21 protein-coding genes and 1 tRNA gene are annotated in these 15,778 nt (G+C 72.7%); 9 read left to right on the top strand and 13 right to left on the bottom strand.

What is annotated here, in order from left to right; all coding sequences use genetic code 11:
* Nucleotides 1-14: 14 nt before the first annotated feature.
* A complete protein-coding gene (locus ACTWPW_RS19600) occupies nt 15-1,487 on the top strand; it encodes a pyridoxal-dependent decarboxylase (protein WP_443169504.1) in 1,473 nt (490 codons plus the stop codon).
* Between the two features lie 6 nt (nt 1,488-1,493).
* Here ACTWPW_RS19600 and ACTWPW_RS19595 read toward each other — a convergent pair whose 3' ends face one another.
* Complete coding sequence (locus tag ACTWPW_RS19595; RefSeq protein WP_443169503.1) at nt 1,494-2,441, bottom strand: helix-turn-helix transcriptional regulator; 948 nt, start codon at nt 2,439-2,441, stop codon at nt 1,494-1,496.
* A gap of 98 nt (nt 2,442-2,539) precedes the next feature.
* On the opposite strand from ACTWPW_RS19595, the gene ACTWPW_RS19590 reads away from it, so the two are divergent.
* The 3 genes from ACTWPW_RS19590 to ACTWPW_RS19580 are packed head-to-tail and all read left to right on the top strand — an operon-like array spanning nt 2,540 to nt 4,021.
* Nucleotides 2,540-2,935 carry a VOC family protein gene (locus ACTWPW_RS19590; protein ID WP_443169502.1) on the top strand — a complete coding sequence of 132 codons (396 nt, stop codon included), beginning with the start codon at nt 2,540-2,542 and terminating at the stop codon, nt 2,933-2,935.
* Between the two features lie 21 nt (nt 2,936-2,956).
* Nucleotides 2,957-3,478: a nucleoside-triphosphatase gene (locus ACTWPW_RS19585; protein ID WP_375115180.1), complete on the top strand. Its 522-nt coding sequence runs from the start codon at nt 2,957-2,959 to the stop codon at nt 3,476-3,478.
* A gap of 21 nt (nt 3,479-3,499) precedes the next feature.
* On the top strand, nt 3,500-4,021 hold the full coding sequence (locus tag ACTWPW_RS19580; RefSeq protein WP_375115179.1) for an AAA family ATPase: 522 nt from the start codon (nt 3,500-3,502) through the stop codon (nt 4,019-4,021).
* A gap of 5 nt (nt 4,022-4,026) precedes the next feature.
* Here ACTWPW_RS19580 and ACTWPW_RS19575 read toward each other — a convergent pair.
* Nucleotides 4,027-4,099 (bottom strand) — tRNA-Ala (locus ACTWPW_RS19575).
* 74 nt (nt 4,100-4,173) lie between these two features.
* On the opposite strand from ACTWPW_RS19575, the gene ACTWPW_RS19570 reads away from it, so the two are divergent.
* Nucleotides 4,174-5,064 (top strand): RNA polymerase sigma-70 factor, encoded by an 891-nt coding sequence (locus ACTWPW_RS19570; RefSeq protein WP_375115178.1) that lies wholly within the window; start codon nt 4,174-4,176, stop codon nt 5,062-5,064.
* Between the two features lie 41 nt (nt 5,065-5,105).
* On the opposite strand, the gene ACTWPW_RS19565 is transcribed toward ACTWPW_RS19570, so the two are convergent.
* The 8 genes from ACTWPW_RS19565 to ACTWPW_RS19530 all read right to left on the bottom strand — a co-directional run bounded on the left by ACTWPW_RS19565 (nt 5,106) and on the right by ACTWPW_RS19530 (nt 10,288).
* Nucleotides 5,106-5,636, bottom strand: coding sequence for a hypothetical protein (locus ACTWPW_RS19565; protein ID WP_443169501.1), 531 nt, complete (start codon nt 5,634-5,636; stop codon nt 5,106-5,108).
* A 9-nt stretch (nt 5,637-5,645) separates the two neighbouring features.
* The gene (locus tag ACTWPW_RS19560; RefSeq protein WP_364113297.1) at nt 5,646-5,861 is read right to left on the bottom strand and encodes a helix-turn-helix domain-containing protein; all 216 of its coding nucleotides are present in this window, start codon (nt 5,859-5,861) and stop codon (nt 5,646-5,648) included.
* Between the two features lie 58 nt (nt 5,862-5,919).
* Nucleotides 5,920-6,759: a metal-dependent hydrolase gene (locus ACTWPW_RS19555; protein WP_443169500.1), complete on the bottom strand. Its 840-nt coding sequence runs from the start codon at nt 6,757-6,759 to the stop codon at nt 5,920-5,922.
* A complete protein-coding gene (locus ACTWPW_RS19550) occupies nt 6,756-7,979 on the bottom strand; it encodes a CynX/NimT family MFS transporter (RefSeq protein WP_375115175.1) in 1,224 nt (407 codons plus the stop codon). Before ACTWPW_RS19550 ends, ACTWPW_RS19555 begins: the two co-directional genes overlap by 4 nt.
* 202 nt (nt 7,980-8,181) lie before the next feature.
* The gene (locus ACTWPW_RS19545; RefSeq protein WP_364113303.1) at nt 8,182-8,787 is read right to left on the bottom strand and encodes an SRPBCC family protein; all 606 of its coding nucleotides are present in this window, start codon (nt 8,785-8,787) and stop codon (nt 8,182-8,184) included.
* Between the two features lie 31 nt (nt 8,788-8,818).
* Nucleotides 8,819-9,196 (bottom strand): hypothetical protein, encoded by a 378-nt coding sequence (locus ACTWPW_RS19540; protein ID WP_364113305.1) that lies wholly within the window; start codon nt 9,194-9,196, stop codon nt 8,819-8,821.
* Complete coding sequence (locus tag ACTWPW_RS19535; protein WP_375115173.1) at nt 9,193-9,555, bottom strand: hypothetical protein; 363 nt, start codon at nt 9,553-9,555, stop codon at nt 9,193-9,195. Before ACTWPW_RS19535 ends, ACTWPW_RS19540 begins: the two co-directional genes overlap by 4 nt.
* Before the next feature lie 46 nt (nt 9,556-9,601).
* Entirely contained in the window at nt 9,602-10,288 is a 687-nt protein-coding gene (locus tag ACTWPW_RS19530) for a TetR/AcrR family transcriptional regulator (protein ID WP_375115172.1), read from the bottom strand.
* A 44-nt stretch (nt 10,289-10,332) separates the two neighbouring features.
* On the opposite strand from ACTWPW_RS19530, the gene ACTWPW_RS19525 reads away from it, so the two are divergent.
* A complete protein-coding gene (locus ACTWPW_RS19525) occupies nt 10,333-11,691 on the top strand; it encodes a DHA2 family efflux MFS transporter permease subunit (RefSeq protein ID WP_375115171.1) in 1,359 nt (452 codons plus the stop codon).
* A complete protein-coding gene (locus ACTWPW_RS19520; RefSeq protein ID WP_443169499.1) occupies nt 11,661-12,155 on the top strand; it encodes a DUF523 domain-containing protein in 495 nt (164 codons plus the stop codon). Before ACTWPW_RS19525 ends, ACTWPW_RS19520 begins: the two co-directional genes overlap by 31 nt.
* Here the strand turns inward: ACTWPW_RS19520 and ACTWPW_RS19515 are convergent.
* Genes ACTWPW_RS19515 through ACTWPW_RS19505 form a run of 3 tightly spaced genes read right to left on the bottom strand, consistent with a single transcriptional unit; the run spans nt 12,131 to nt 13,652 of the window.
* Nucleotides 12,131-12,517 carry a hypothetical protein gene (locus ACTWPW_RS19515; RefSeq protein ID WP_443169498.1) on the bottom strand — a complete coding sequence of 129 codons (387 nt, stop codon included), beginning with the start codon at nt 12,515-12,517 and terminating at the stop codon, nt 12,131-12,133. The two genes, ACTWPW_RS19520 and ACTWPW_RS19515, sit on opposite strands and share 25 nt — an antisense overlap.
* 41 nt (nt 12,518-12,558) lie before the next feature.
* Entirely contained in the window at nt 12,559-13,155 is a 597-nt protein-coding gene (locus ACTWPW_RS19510) for a TetR/AcrR family transcriptional regulator (RefSeq protein ID WP_443169497.1), read from the bottom strand.
* Nucleotides 13,155-13,652, bottom strand: a complete 498-nt coding sequence (locus ACTWPW_RS19505; protein WP_443169496.1) for a hypothetical protein — start codon at nt 13,650-13,652, stop codon at nt 13,155-13,157. The genes ACTWPW_RS19510 and ACTWPW_RS19505 overlap by 1 nt, the downstream gene beginning before the upstream one ends.
* 38 nt (nt 13,653-13,690) lie before the next feature.
* On the opposite strand from ACTWPW_RS19505, the gene ACTWPW_RS19500 reads away from it, so the two are divergent.
* The gene (locus tag ACTWPW_RS19500) at nt 13,691-14,368 is read left to right on the top strand and encodes a response regulator transcription factor (RefSeq protein WP_375115166.1); all 678 of its coding nucleotides are present in this window, start codon (nt 13,691-13,693) and stop codon (nt 14,366-14,368) included.
* Nucleotides 14,369-14,378: 10 nt separating this feature from the next.
* Entirely contained in the window at nt 14,379-15,737 is a 1,359-nt protein-coding gene (locus ACTWPW_RS19495; RefSeq protein ID WP_443169495.1) for a sensor histidine kinase, read from the top strand.
* Nucleotides 15,738-15,778 lie beyond the last annotated feature (41 nt).

Here is a 15,778-nt window from a genome sequence, read left to right as displayed (position 1 = left end):
TACAGAGTGGGCGGATGAGCCCTCACATGACCCCTGAGGAGTTCCGCCGCCACGGCAAGCAGGTCATCGACTGGATCGCGGACTACCTCGCCGGCATCGAGTCCCATCCCGTGGTGTCACAGGTCAAGCCGGGTGAGATCCGGCGGGCCCTGCCGTCACGGCCGCCGGAGCACGGGGAGCCGTTCGAGGCCGTGCTGTCCGACCTGGGGCGGATCCTGCTGCCCGGCATCACGCACTGGCAGCATCCCGGCTTCTTCGCCTACTTCCCCTCCAACGCCAGCGGCCCGGCCATCCTGGGCGACCTGCTGTCCAGCGGGCTGGGGGTGCAGGGCATGCTCTGGGTCACCAGCCCGGCCTGCACGGAGCTGGAGACGGTGGTGGTCGACTGGCTGGCGGGCCTGCTCGGCCTGCCGGACCACTTCCGCACCGACGGGGCGGGCGGCGGCGTCATCCAGGACTCGGCGTCGAGCGCGTGCCTGGTCGCGCTGCTGGCCGCGCTGCACCGGGCCGGCGACGGCCAGGTCACCTCGGACGGGATCACCCGCCGGTACACGATGTACGTGTCGTCCCAGACGCACTCGTCCCTGGAGCGGGCGGCACGCATCGCGGGCCTGGGCGCGCAGGGCGTACGCGTCGTGGACGTCGATCCCCGTACGCTCGCCATGGACCCGAGCCACCTGCGCACCCTCCTGGACCGGGACCGGGCGGCCGGCGCCGTCCCCGCCATGGTGTGCGCCACCGTCGGCACCACCTCCACCACCGCCATCGACCCGGTCCCCGCGATCGGCGAGGTGTGCGCGGAGCGCGGCGTCTGGCTGCACGTGGACGCCGCCTACGCCGGGGTCGCGGCGATCTGCCCGGAGTTCCGGCGGCTCAACGACGGCGTCGGCGAGTACGCCGACTCCTACGTCACCAACCCGCACAAGTGGCTCCTGACGAACTTCGACTGCACCGTCCTGTGGACCGCCGACCGCGCCCCGCTGCTCGCCGCCCTGTCGACCCTGCCCGAATACCTGCGCAACACCGCCACCACGACCGGCTCCGTCATCGACTACCGGGACTGGCAGGTGCCGCTGGGCCGCCGGTTCAGGGCGCTGAAGCTGTGGTCGGTGATCCGCTGGTACGGGGCCGAGGGGCTGCGCGCGCACATCCGCAAGGGCGTCGCGCTGGCGCAGGACCTGGCCTCGTGGATCTCCGCGGACCCCGGCTTCGAGCTGCACGAGCCGCATCCGCTCGGGCTCGTGTGCTTCCGCCCGCGGTGGCCGGGCCTGGCGGCGGCCGAGGCGGACCGGGCCACGCTGCGGCTGATGGAGCTGCTCAACGCGAGCGGGTCGATGTACGTGACGCACACCAGGATCGGCGACCGGGTGGTGCTGCGGATGGTCGTCGGGGCCGCGATGACGGAGCGGCGGCACGTGGAGCAGGCGTGGGAGCACATCCGCTGGGAGCACGCCGCCCTGTCCGGCACCCTCCCCGCCGAGGACTGACGGCTGTCAGGGCCGGTATCGCTCGACCAGCTCGGCGCCGATCCTGGCCAGCTCGGCCCTGACCTGCTCCGGCTCCACCACCTCCACCCGCGCGCCCCACCCGGCGAGCTGCTCGGCGATGGTCAACGCCATCGGGGCCGCCACCCGCACCCGGACCCGCCCGTCCGCCTCGGTTCCCAGGGTCCGGCAGTGGCGCCCGAAGTGGTCGCGCAGGATGGGCAGGAGCCGGTCGGCGATGAGCACGGTCGCGGAGACCGTCGAGCGCCGCCGCTCCATCTCCGCCACGACCCCCTCCCAGGCCCGGGCCAGCTCGAAGTCGCCGGGCCGCTCGAACCCCTCCTCCGTCACCACGGCCTCGGCGATCCGGTCCACCCGGAACGTCCGCTGGCCGCGCTCGGTCCCCGCCAGCAGGTACCAGACGTCGTCCTTGTCCACCAGCCCCCACGGATCGACGACCCGCTCGGTGCGTTCCCGGTCGCGGCGGCCCTCGTACACGAGCCGGACCCGGCGCCGCCGTACGGTGGCGCCCTGCAGGACCCGCACCAGCTCGGGCCGCTCCTTCCCCGGCTCGCCCCAGCGGGCGGGGTCGACCACCACCGCGCCGGCCGCAGCCTCAGCCTCCTCCCTGAACGTCTGGGGCAGCGCCCGCATCAGCTTGCGCAGCGCGGACCTGACCTCGGGAGTGGCCGGCGCGGCCGGGCCGGCCAGCAGGAACAGCGCCTGGGCCTCGTGCGCGGTGAGCCCGGTCAGATCGGTGCGCGCGCCGCCCAGCAGCGACCACCCGCCGCCCCGGCCCGCCTGCGGGTACACGGGGATGCCCGCGGCGGACAGCGCTTCGAGGTCGCGGCGCGCGGTGGCCACCGACACCTCCAGCTCCTCGGCCAGTTCCGCCGCGGTCACCCGGCCGCGCGCCTGCATCAGCAGCAGCGCGGCCACCAGTCGATCGGCTCTCATGTTTCCGATTCTCCCGGAAAAAGTGCTCATTTGATGAGCACTTTCATCCCGCAAACTGTCCATGTAGCTCAACGGGAACGAGACGAGAGGTCACCGACATGCTGCGAGGATTCGCCACACTGACGTTCTGGGCCGCCGACCTGGAGGCCGCCAAGGCCTGGTACACCGAGTTCCTCGGCATCGAGCCGTACTACCAGAAGCCCGGCTACATCGAGTTCCGCCTCGGCGACTACCAGCACGAGTTCGGCCTGATCGACGCCCGCTACGCCCCGCCCGGCGCGACCGACCGGCCCGCGGGCGCGGTCATGCACTGGCACGTGGACGACCTGGAGGCCACCCTGGAGCGGCTGCTCTCCATGGGCGCCAAGGAATACCAGCCGATCACCCACCAGGGCGACGGGGAGGGATTCGTCACCGCGTCGGTGGTGGATCCGTTCGGCAACATCCTGGGAATCATGCGCAACCCGCACTACCTGACCGTTCTCGGGGAGTGACGGGTCTGCCATCCTGGAGCCGTGTCCAGGCCGCGCATCCTGCTCACCGCCCCGCCCCGCACGGGCAAGACCACCGTCGTCCGCCGCCTCGCCGACCTCCTGCGGGCGGCGGGGGTGCCCGTCTGCGGCTTCCTCAGTGACGAGGTGCTCGAGCACGGGCGGCGGGCGGGGTTCACGGTGGAGGAGTTCGGGGGCCGCAAGGCCGTGATGGCCCACCTCTCGTGGGTGTCAGGGCCGCGGGTCGGCAAATACGGCGTCAACGTGCCCGCGTTCGAGCGCGTCGCGCTGCCGGCCATGCAGCGGGCGCTGACCACGAAGGGCGCGGTGACGCTCATCGACGAGATCGGCCCGATGGAGCTGCTGTCGCCGGCCTTCCTGCCGCGCTGCGTGGCGCTCTTCGAGGCCGGCCTCCCGATCGTGGCCACCGTCCACCAGCGCACCCACCCGACGCTGAAGGCGCAGATCGAGGCCGAGCTGATCACCGTGACGCCGCAGAACCGCGACGACCTCCCGCGGGCCCTGGCCCGCCTGCTCGCCCCCTGACCCTCTGGGATGATCGGCTCCATGACACGGGGACGCCTCATCCTGCTCTGCGGCCTGCCGGGCTCCGGGAAGACGACGCTGGCCCGCCGCCTGGCCGCCGAGCTGCCCGCGGTCCGACTGTGCCCGGACGAGTGGCTGGCGCACCTCGGCCTCGACCCGTACGACGACCCGGCGCGCGACCGGCTGGAGAGGCAGCTCTGGCGGCACGCCCAGGATCTGCTGCGGCTCGGCCAGACCGTCGTCCTCGAGTACGGCTTCTGGGCCCGGGTGGAGCGCGACGAGCTGCGGCTGGCCGCCCGCGCCCTCGGCGCCGCCGTGGAGCTGCGCTATCTCGCGACCCCGATGGCCGAGCTCCACCGCCGCCTGGCCACGCGTAACGAGGCCGGCTCCTGGGGCACCGTCCCGATCACCCCGGACCTGCTCGACGAGTGGGCGAAGCTGTTCGAGCCGCCGACGGAGGCGGAGCTGGCCCTGTTCGACCCGGTCACGAGCGGGCCGCGGAACGCGAACGGCGGCGCCCGGGAGGACACCGCCGCTGAGTGAAGGGGTGGAGCTATGGGGATTCGAACCCCAGACCTCCTCCATGCCATGGAGGCGCGCTACCAACTGCGCCATAGCCCCTTGCGATCAACAAGTGTAACGGAGTCCCGGAGCCCTTGTGTCACGCCGAGGCTCCCGTGATACGTCTATGGTTCATGTCGACCTTTGACGAGCACCGAAGCCTGCTGACGGGAGTGGCCTACCGGATCCTCGGCAGCGTCGCCGACGCCGAAGACGTCGTCCAGGAGGCGTGGCTGCGCTGGTCGGGGGTGGACGAGTCGACCGTCGACGAGCCCAAGGCGTACCTGATCAGGGTGACCTCGCGGCTGGCCATCGACCGGCTGCGGTGGGCGAAGTCGCGGCGGGAGTCGTACATCGGGCCGTGGCTGCCCGAGCCGGTGAGCACCGCGCCCGACGTCGCCGAGCGCGCCGAGCTGGCCGACTCCGTGGAGATGGCGTTACTCGTCGTGCTGGAGACGCTGTCGCCGCTCGAACGGGCCGTGTTCGTGTTACGGGAGGCGTTCGACCTGCCGTTCTCGGAGATCGCGGAGATCATCGGGCGGGCCGAGCCGGCCACCAGGCAGCTCGCCCGGCGGGCGCGCGACCACGTGCACGAGCGGCGGCCGCGCTTCGACGTGGACCGGGACGAGCGCCGGCGGATCACCGAGCGGTTCATCAGCGCCTCCGCCGAAGGCGACCTCGACGGGCTGATCGAGCTGTTCGCCGACCAGGTGACGATGGTCAGCGACGGCGGCGGCAAGGCCAGGGCGGCGCTGCGGGTCATCACCGGCTCCGAGAACGTGAGCCGCTACCTCCTGTCGATCAACACCCCGGCGAACATCGCCAAGTTCATGGCCTCGATCGGCATGGCGGAGGTCTCCGGGATGTCGTTCGCGGTGGCGATGCTGAACAACGCTCCCGCCGTGGTCATCTCGGCCGACGGGCGGGTGATCAGCGTCCTGACGTTCCTCGTCGCGGACGGCAGGATCGAGACCATCTACCTGGTCGCCAACCCCGAGAAGATCGCCCACCTGAAACCCGCCTGACCCGCGGGCACGGCCGGATGCAGCGGGGCGCGGCATGGGGGTCAGGCGGCCCGGCGGGTCGGGATGCCGGCCTCGCGGACCAGGTCCGGCAGGTTCACCCCGGCGTCGCCGAGGATCCGGCCGACGCCGTTGGCGTAGTCGGCGAGCAGGCCCCACAGCAGCCGCTCCCCGGTGATCGGGCCCGGCCGCCACTGGGCCACCTCGATCACCTTCCTGGCGTGCATGGCCAGCGGGATCTGCCCCAGCGGCCCGTACAGGGTCACCCGCAGCGGGCGCACGCGGGAGCGGCGCAGCGTCCACCGCCCCGGCTCTTCCGTGCCCGCCCGGGTACGGCGGTGCACCTCGGCCAGGTCGATGCCGAGCGTGGCCAGGAGCGACCCCGGGTCCGGCACGTCCACGCGCTCGCGCACGTCGGCCGCCGAGGCGGTGAAGGACGGCAGCGAGAACGGGCGCACCTCCGCCACCCCCAGCAGGATCAGATCGGCGTCGAGGGCGGGCCGCCCGGCGTCGAGCGCCAGGATCCCCGCCCTGACCACCGCCCGGCGGGCGCCTTCCGTGTACCTGTCGAACATCACCTTCTCCTACCTCCCCGTCCTGCGGGCGTGCTTGCGGTGTGCCGACTGCCGGCGGACCCCCAGCGCGTCGGCGATCTGCTCCCACGACCACCCCTGGGCGCGGGCGTTCGACACGTGGACCGCCTCCAGCTCCTCCAGCAGGGCCCTGAGCGCGGCCACCGCCGCCAGCCCCACTCCCGGGTCGCGGTCGGTGGCCGCCTCGGCCAGCTCGGTGACTTCCATGGTGTCAGCATGTGCTGACAAGCACCCGCTTGTCAACAGATGCTGACAGATGGATCCCTCAGGCGCGGCCCGCCCGCATGGTCAGGGTCGCGTCCTCCGGCGACAGCCGCAGCTCGACCGCGACCCCGGCCAGCTCAGCCGTATGCCCCACGTGGGTGCCGCCGCACGGGATCGACGCCTCGCCTTCGGGCAGCGAGCAGTGCCACGTACGGCGGGCCGTCAGCCCCGGCCCCGGCACGTCCAGCCGGACCGGCGCGTCGGCGGCCACCCATGCCGCCAGCCGGTCGTTCACCCGCCGGGCGACCTCGGCCGGGTCCAGGTCCTCGCCGGAGAAGCCCTTCTTGCGCAGCGACTTGCCCAGGCGGTAGACGTCCACGCTGCCGTGCGGCACGATCCGCGAGGAGGTGATCGCCGCCTGGTCGAAGTCGGGGCTCCCGAGCGCGTCGGGCCGCGCCTCCTTGCGCCAGTGATCGGCCAGCGCCGCGTTGAGCGCGAGCGCGGCCAGGTGGCAGGCGGTGTGGCCGTAGGAGAGCGCCGCCCGGAAGGCCGGGTCGACTTCGAGGTCCACCTCGGCCCCCACCGGCAGCGGCGCCCCCGTCACGTGGACGACCAGCCACTCCCAGCCCTCGGTCCCGCGCCGCACGGGGATGGACTCGCCGAGGAAGATCTCGCCGGTGGTCGGGCCGGTCGTCGACTGGGCCCCTGTAACGCAGTCGACGACCGGCAGACCCCCGATCGTGCCGCGGTCCGCGGGCTGGTCGGGCCAGGTGTGGTCGAGAGGGTGGAAGGGTGTCTCGGCGGCGACGAGGCCGTGCCGATCCCCCACCGGAACGACCCCGACGATCTGGGAGCGGCCGCTGGTCAGGCCGCTCGGGAAGGTGACGACAGTGGATCTCACCGGGCCATTCTGGCAGCGGCCCGCTCGTCCTCCAGGTAGCGGTTGCGGCCGGCGTACAGGCCGGTGACGAGCTGCGCCACCAGCACGGCGAAGATCAGCACGTACGGCACCGCCCACCCGCCGGTCGCCTCCCGCAGCACCCCCACGAGCAGCGGGCCGATGCTGGAGATGAGGTAGCCGGCGCTCTGCCCGAACGCCGACAGCGCGGCCGTGGCCTCCGGCGTACGGGTGCGCAGCGCCAGCATCATCAGCGCCAGCGGGAACGACCCCATCCCCACGGCCACGAACACCACCCACACCATCGCCGTGGAGGGCGGCGCGAACCAGAGCCCGAGGAAGCCGACCGCGTAGAAGGCGACGAGCCCGGCCACGGCGGGCCGCTGGTCGCGGTAGCGGGAGGCGATCACGGGCACGAGGATCGAGACGGGGATGCTCAGCGCCGTGAACACGCCGAGCACCAGCCCGGCCTCCGAGGTGGTGTAACCGCCGTCGGTGAGGATCGTGGCGAGCCAGCCGAACATGATGTAGGCGATCATCGACTGGGTGCCGAAGTAGATCGCGATCATCCACGCCAGCTTGCTCCTGACCAGGCCGCGCAGGCTTGCGTCCCGGCCGCCCGTGTCCCGCTCCGGCTCACTGCGCAGCAGCGCAAGCCACGGAATGGCGGCCACGGCGGCCAGGGCCGCCCACACGCCGAGCGCGACGTGCCAGTCCCCCGACGCGCGCTCGATGGGCACGGTCGCGGCGGCGGCCAGCATGGTGCCCGCCGCCAGGGCCGTGGTGTAGACGGTGGTCATGATCCCGGTGTTCGCCGGGAAGTGACGCTTGATCAGCGTCGGGATGAGCACGTTGCCGACGGCGCCGCCGGACAGCGCCACCGCGCTGCTCAGCAGGAACACCGGGGCCGAGCCGACCATCGACCTGGCGAGCAGCCCCACGCCCAGCGTGACGAGGGCGAGCAGCAGCAGCCGGTGCTCGCCGACCCGCCGGGCCAGCGCCGGGGTGATGGCGCCTACACTGGCGAAGGCCAGCACGGGCAGCGTGGTGAGCAGCCCGGTGCCGGCGCTCGACATGCCGAGGCCGGCGGCGAGGTGGTCGAGCAGCGGGCCCACGCTGGTGACGGCGGTGCGCAGGTTGAGCGCGGCGAGGACGATTCCCAGCACGAGGAGCCAAGCCAGCGGGGTGGTTCTGCCTCGGGACTCTTGGGCGAGCACGCTCATGTCGGGGGTGGTCCTCCACTCATCAAATCATGGGACGAATCACCACCTTAACAGGACCGAAATATCCGTTTATTCCTGGTCATGGCAAAACCCCCGGCGATGGGATTCCGGGGGTCTTGCGCCCGCCCTGAACAGATCCGCCCTGATCAGAGGGCAGGCGCTCAGGGGCGGCGCTCAGTGGACAGGGATCAGAGGCCAGGGATCAGAGGACGGGCCGCGGGCCCTCGGGAGGCTCGCCGCCCGGAGGCACCGGGCCGGGAGGCGGGAGCGTGCCTCCGGGCGGGTAGTCGCCACCGCCCACGGTGCCGGGCGGGACGGGCCGGTCGCTCTCGCCGTAGGAGGAGCCGCGCTGGTGCGGCCCCGGCACGTCGCCGCGCCACCCGCCGGTCTCGCCGCCGCGCGACTCGATGAAGGTCTTGAAGCGCTTGAGGTCGCCGACGACCCGCATGCGTACGAGCTGCAGCCAGTCACCGGCGGTCTCGACGAAGCCCTCGGGGTCGTACTCCATCTGGAGCGTGATCCTGGTCCTGCTGTCGTCGAGCCGGTGGAAGGTCACCACACCGGCGTGGTGCGGCCGGTCCACGCTGCGCCAGGCGACGCGCTCGTCGGGGTGCTGCTCGGTGATCTCGGCCTCGAACTCGCGCCGGACGCCGGCGATCTCCGCCACCCACGCCGTACGTGTGTCACCGATCTGCTTGACCGACTCCACGCCCTCCATGAACTCGGGAAAGCTCTCGAACTGCGTCCATTGGTTGTAGGCCGCCCTGATGGGGACCTCGACGTCTTCCGAATGTTCGATCGTGCTCATGGGGTGTGCCACTGCCCGGGCAGGGCGGGCGCTAACGCCTGCGCCGCAGCCAGAACAGGCCCACGAGGGGCAGCACGAGGGGGATGAACAGGTAACCCCTGCCGTACGCCGACCACACCGTCTCGTCGGGAAAGGCGGCCGGGTCGAGGAGGCTGAGCGTGCCGATGATCAGCACGCCGGCCAGCTCGATGCCGAGCGCGACCAGCGCGAGGCGGCGGGCGCCGCGCCAGAGCGCGACGGTGAGCAGGATGTAGACCAGCGCCGCGAACGCCGACAGCGAGTACGCCAGCGGCGCCTCGGCGAACCTCCCGGCGATCTGGACGGCCGCCCGCGCCCCGGCGGCCAGCGAGAACAGCCCGTAGACCGCGATCAGCGCCCGCCCGGGCCCGGTCCCGATGGAGGTCGTCACGCCACGCCCTGCCAGATCTGCAGCACCCGGGCGTTCATCACGGCGATCGCGAACCCGGCCACGGCCAGGATCCCCGACCCCCACCTGCTCCGCTCGGCCAGCGCCAGGAACACCCCGGCCGGGGGGATCAGCACCTGTCCGCCGATGTAGCCGAACAGCGTGACCTTGTCGGCGGGCCCCTCGCCGCCCGACACGGCCGCGATCACGAAGCCCGCCTGCACCAGCACGGCCACTTCGAGCAGGCCGAAGCCGACCAGCAGCACCATGCCCATCGGCCGGTTGCGGATCGCGACGATCAGGCTCATCAGCATCAGCAGCAGCGCGCCGGCGATGACGATCGTGGAGACGGTGGTGTTCATCGGGGGTAAGGCTATCGCCCGGGCGCGTCGCCCCCGAGAACGGCCGTCACCCTCGCAGGTGGGCCTCGATCCCGTCCAGCACCCAGTTGAGCCCGCGCTCGAAGTTGTCGTCCGCGCCCTGCACGCCCTGCTCGATCATCGGCGCCAGCCGGGGGAACTCACCGCTCTCGACCAGCTCCCTGATGTACGGCTGCGCCACCGCGGCCCGCTCTGCGTCGTTGACCCCCTGCTCCCTGGGCGCCCCCCGCTCCTGCGCCTCCCGGACCACGAACCCGGTCATGTAGTCGTTGAACACCGCCAGGAACCGCCAGGCCGTCAGCCGGTCGACCCCGAGCCCGTCGAACGCGGCCAGCTTCTGCTCCACGTGCCGCAGCCCGTTGGGCCCGATGTCCACCCGCTGCGAGATCAGCTCGACCCGCCACGGATGCCGCCGCACCAGCTCGCGCTCGCGCCGGGCGAGCAGCAGCAGCGCCTCGCGCCAGTCGCCGGGCAGCGGCCCCTCGACGAGCGTCTCGGCGGCGATCTCGTCGGCCATCAGGGCGAGCAGGTCCTCCTTTCGCTCGATGTAGGAGTACAGCGTCATCGCCCGGGCGTCCAGCTCGGCGGCCACGCGCCTGATGGAGACCGCGGCCAGCCCCTCGGCGTCGGCGACGGCGACGGCGGCGGCCACGATCGCCTCCCTGGTCAGCACGGGGCGGCGGGGCGGCGAGGGTCTCGACCAAACGGAACTCACGGCTCCGAGTCTAGACAGCGTACGAAACTGATACGCTGTACGACATGCGATACGGCGTACGAACTCCTCTCGGGGCCACGGGCCTGGTCGTCCTCCTGGGCGTCGTCATGACGATGCTCGACACCACGATCGTCAACGTCGCGCTCGGCACCCTGGCCCGCGACTTCCACACGACGCTCGCCACCATGCAGTGGGCCGTCACCGGTTACCTGCTGGCCCTGTCGATGACGGTCCCCGTCACCGGCTGGGCGGTGGGCAGGTTCGGCGGCCGGAACGTCTGGCTGGTCTCGCTCGTGCTGTTCATCGCGGGCTCCGCGCTCGGCGCCGCCGCCTGGTCGGTCGCGAGCCTGGTCGTCTTCCGCGCCGTCCAGGGGCTGGGCGGCGGGCTGCTCCTGCCGGTCGGCCAGATGATGCTGGCGCAGGCGGCGGGCAAGGAGCGGATGGGCCGCGCGATGGCCCTGATCTCGATGCCCGCGATGCTGGCGCCCGTGCTCGGGCCGCCGCTCGGCGGGGTGGTCGTGGAGACCCTCGGCTGGCGGTGGCTGTTCCTGATCAACGTGCCGATCTGCGCCGTGGCGCTGGTGGCGGCGTTCGTGCTGCTGCCCCGGGAGCCGGGCGCCGGCGCCCAGGGCCTCGACGTGCGCGGCCTGGCCCTGCTCTCCCCCGGCCTGGCCGCGCTGGTCTACGGGCTCTCCGAGGTGGGCAACGGGGCCTCGCTCCTGCATCCGGCGCTGTGGCTGGGCCTGGCGCTGCTGGCCGCGTTCGCGGTGCGGGCCCTGCGGGGCCCGGGAACGCTGCTGGACCTGCGGCTGTTCGGCGACCGCACGTTCGCCGCGGCGGTGGCGGCGCTCGTGTGCTACTCGGCCGCGATGTTCGGCTTCACCGTCCTCGTCCCGCTCTACAGCCAGCTCGCCGAGGGCGGCGACGCGCTGGACGCCGGGTTGCTGCTGGCGCCGATGGGGATCGGCGCGGCGATCACGATGCCCCTCGCGGGCAAGCTCACCGACAGCAAGGGGCCGCGCGGGACCGGAGCGGCCGGCGTGGTCCTGGCGGTGGCCGGGATCGTGGCGTTCGTGCTGCTCGGCGGGGGTCCGATCCCGATGTTCGTGCTCGGGCTCGGGCACGGGCTGGTGTCGACGTCGGTGATGGCGGCGGCGTTCAGGACGCTGGAGCGGGCCGAGATCCCGGGGGCCACCACGCTGAGCACGATCGCGGTGCGTCTCGCCTCGCCGTTCGGCGTCGCGGTCCTGGCCGTGCTGCTGGAGGTGTTCACCAGGGCCGGGGTGGCGCGGCCGTTCACGTACGCGTTCTGGGTCGTCGTCGCGCTGGCGGCCGTCTCGCTGGTGCCCATCGCGCTCATAGGATCGAAGACGTGGAGAAGATCCTCGTCAGCGCCTGCCTGATGGGCCGCAAGGTGCGCTACGACGGCGGCGCGAAGACCAGCTCCGACGCCTGGCTCGCCGGGTGGCGGGGGGAGGGGCGGCTGGTGCCGTTCTGCCCGGAGGTGGAGGGCGGGCTGCCGATCCCCCGTCCCGCCGCCGAGATCGAGGGCGGCGCGGGCGGGGCGGCCGTCCTGTCCGGCACCGCCCGCGTGCTGGCGACGGACGGCTCCGACGTGACGGCCGAGTTCCTGGCGGGCGCGCGGGCCGCGCTCGCGGTCGCGCGCTCCCAGGGGATCCGGATGGCGGTGCTCAAGGAGGGCAGCCCCTCGTGCGGCGCGCTGTCGATCTACGACGGCAGTTTCCAGGGGCGGCGAGCCCCGGGGCAGGGCGTCACGACGGCGCTGCTGGAGCAGCACGGGATCCGCGTGTTCAGCGAGGAGCGGCTGCCCGAGGCGGCCGGCTATCTGCGCACCCTGGAGACGTAGAAGGCCCCGATCAGCCCGGCGGCCAGCACGACGGCCATCGTGCTGTGATACCAGTTGAGCAACGCGCTCGCCGCGCCCCCGCCGTCGCCGAAGGCCAGGGCCAGGATCCCCATCAGCACGCCGCCCAGCGCGGCCGCGTGCGCGTAGATCACGCCGTCCCACGCCCACGCCCGCCCGGCGAGCGCGCCGTACGCCCCGGCGGCGGTGGCCACGGCGCACAGCGTCTCGACGACGGCGGCCGGCACGATGACGGGTTCGCGTACCGGGCCGAACGCGATCCCGGCGTGCAGCAGCGCGAACGAGAGGAAGATCAGGGCGTAGAGCGCCAAGAGCCCGCCCAGTGCCCTGCGGAGTGCGTCCATGCCCTCCACGCTGCCACTCCGCGCGGGCTGTCGAATCGTCCCTAGGGAGACCCCTCCGCTACGCCGTCCGGCGTAGGCAGCAGCCGTCTCACCAGGCGGATCGTCTCGTCGATCGTCACCTGGGCGTCCTGGTCCGACTCGCACGCGGCCACCTCGCGGCCCGCCTCGCCCATCATGGTGGTGAGCAGCACCACGAGAACCTGGCTCTCCCGCGTGTCCGCCAGGCCCAGCAGGCGCTTGTTGCCGCCGATCCAGTTCCAGCCGCGCTGCCTGCGCAGGGTGGTGAACTCGATCGGCCCGTCGCTCTCCAGGAACAGCCGGGCCACCTCGCGCTGCTCCCACGACCCTTCCAGGTACGCGCGGGCGCCGGCCAGGAAGCGCTCGGCGGTGCCCTCGGCCGCCTTGGCCGCCTTCGAGGTGCGCTCCTCCTGGCTGTGCATGAACTGCTCCCACAGCGCCAGGAACAGGCCCGGCTTGCCGCCGAAGTGGTGGTACAGGCTGCCCACGCTGATCCCGGACGCCTCCACGATGTCGGCGACGGTGGCCTCGGCGTACCCCTTGGCCAGGAAGACGTCGCGGGCCGCGCGCAGCAGGGTGTCGCGGGTGCCGCTGGAACGGCTCCAGCGCCGGCTCCTCATCAGTACTCCCAGGTGTCGGTGCGCTGCTCGTGACTGATGCAGAACACGCCCGTCCCGTGCTCGCCCTTGGCCAGGTCCACCCGGATCCAGCCGTCGGCGCGGGCGACCTTGGCGGTGTAGCCGCCGACCGGGGTGGCCGAGACCAGGCGGCAGCCCTCCGGGCCGAGCGTGAACGCCACCTCCCCGCCCTTCACCGTCACCACCTTGAGCTGCTTTCCCGACGTCGAGCTCGGGGTCGGGGTCGGACTCGGTGTCGACTTCGGGGTCGTTTTCGGATTTATCGGCGTTTTTGTGGTCTTCACGGTACGGCGGGGCGCCGGCGTGACCGGCACCCGCGAATTGACATCCGCCGCGACGGTCTGCGCGAGAAACGGTTCGACGTTCACGTCGTCCACGAACTCGTTACGCAGCACCCCGCGCACGCCGAACCACGAGACCGACACGGCGACCACGGTGGCCCCGCACCAGATCGCCGCATATTTCATGGCTCGACGCATGAGAGGAATTATGTACGCCCCCGGTACGGTTGGGGCGCATGGCGACGGTTCTCGTAGTCGAAGACGACGAATTCGTCAGATCGGCGATCATTCACGAACTCGGCCGGCGGCAGCACGCCGTCCGCAGCGCCGGCTGCGCCCTGGACGCGCTCAGGGAGATCTCGCAGGCCCCTCCGGACGCCGTCATCCTGGACCTCGGCCTGCCCGACCTGGACGGCTCCGAGGCGCTGCGCATGGTCCGCGGCATCTCCGACGTGCCGGTCATCGTGGCCACCGCCCGCGACGACGAGGCCGAGATCGTCCGGCTGCTGCGCGCGGGCGCCGACGACTACCTGGTCAAGCCGTTCTCCGGCGACCATCTCAGCGCCCGGCTGGACGCGGTGCTGCGCCGGGCCAGGTCCGCGCCCGAGCCCCGTACGCTGCGGGTCGGCGGCCTGGTCGTGGACGTGGACCGGCGCGAGGCCGCGCTCGACGGCGGGCCGCTCGTGCTGACCAGGCGGGAGTTCGACCTGCTGGCCTACCTCACCGCCCGCGCCGACCGGGTCGTCACCCGCAAGGAGCTGCTGTCCGAGGTCTGGCGGCAGGCCTACGGCGACGACCAGACGATCGACGTGCACCTGTCGTGGCTGCGGCGCAAGCTCGGCGAGAGCGCCTCCCGGCCCCGCTACCTGCACACCGTGCGCGGCGTCGGGTTCATGCTGTCGGCGCCCCGATGAGCCGGGCGCGATGAGGCGGACCCTGGCGGTGCTGATGGTCGCCGTCACCTCGATGGTGGCGCTGGCCTTCCTGGTGCCGCTCGCGCTGATCATCAGGGAGACCGCGCAGACCAGGGCCGTGGCGAACGCCGAGCGGCAGGCCTCGGCGCTGGTGCCGGTGCTCGCGCTGACCACCGGCGGCGACGACCTCGGGCACGCGATGGCGCGTACGGAGGCGGGCCGGCACGGGCGGCTGGCCATCCACGTCAAGGGCGGGGCGACGGTGGGCGCCTCGCGGGCGCCCGCCGCCGAGGTGGCCGGCGCCGCCGCGCAGACCAGGGCGAGCACGGTCGAGCTGGACGGCGGCTACGTGCTGCTGCGGCCCGTGGCGCTGGACGGCGACCGGAGCGCGGTCATCGAGGTGTTCGTCCCCGCCGACGAGCTCAACCGGGGCGTCCTCGCCTCGTGGGCGGTGCTGACCGGGGTGGCCGTGGTGCTCGTGCTCGGCTCCGTGCTGGTGGGCGACCGCCTCGGGGCCCGGGTCGTACGCGCCGCGCGCCGGCTCGGCACGGCCGCCACCGCGCTCGGCTCCGGCGACCTGAGCGAGCGCATCCACCCCGACGGGCCGCCCGAGCTCAAGGCGGCGGCGACCGCGTTCAACGCCATGGCCAACCGGGTCACCCACCTCCTGGCGGCCGAGCGGGAGCTGGCCGCCGACCTCTCCCACCGGCTGCGCACGCCGCTCACCGCGCTCAAGCTCAGCCTGGACCAGCTCGGACCCGAGGCGGAGCCGAGCAGGCAGGCGCTGGGCAGGCTGGAGGGCGAGGTCACCACGATCATCTCGGCGGCCCGCCGGCCGTCGCGGGCGGCCCAGTCATTCGGCGGGTCATTCGGCGGGTCATTCGGCGGGTCGTTCGGCGGGTCGTTCAGGGCCTCGTGCGACGCGGCCGAGGTGCTGCGCGAGCGGCTGGCGTTCTGGTCGGCGCTGGCCGAGGACCAGGGGCGGCCGTGGCAGCTGGTCGGGGCCACGCTGCCGGTGCGGGCGCCCGTACCGGCCGGGGAGCTGACGGCGGTGGTGGACGCGCTGCTCGGGAACGTGTTCCGGCACACGGCGGAGGGGACGGCGTTCAGCGTCACGCTGCACGAGGGCCGCGACACGGTCGGCATCCTGGTCGCCGACGCCGGGCCGGGCATCCGGGACCCGGAGGCGGCGCTGGAGCGGGGGGCCAGCGGGAGCGGGTCCACGGGGCTCGGGCTGGACATCGCGCGGCGGCTGGCCGAGTCGACCGGTGGGGTGCTGCGGCTCGACCGCTCGTCTCTGGGCGGGGCTCAGGTGCAGGTCTGGTTGCGCCTTGAAAAGGCATCTAAGACAGCCTTAAAGGACGCTTAAGCCCGATATTTCGTCCGTTGCGGTGCTCCAAGGTGGTCTGC

This window comes from Nonomuraea sp. KM90 (genome assembly GCF_052246675.1).
GTDB lineage: Bacteria > Actinomycetota > Actinomycetes > Streptosporangiales > Streptosporangiaceae > Nonomuraea.
This window is presented reverse-complemented; position numbering and strand designations above follow the sequence as displayed.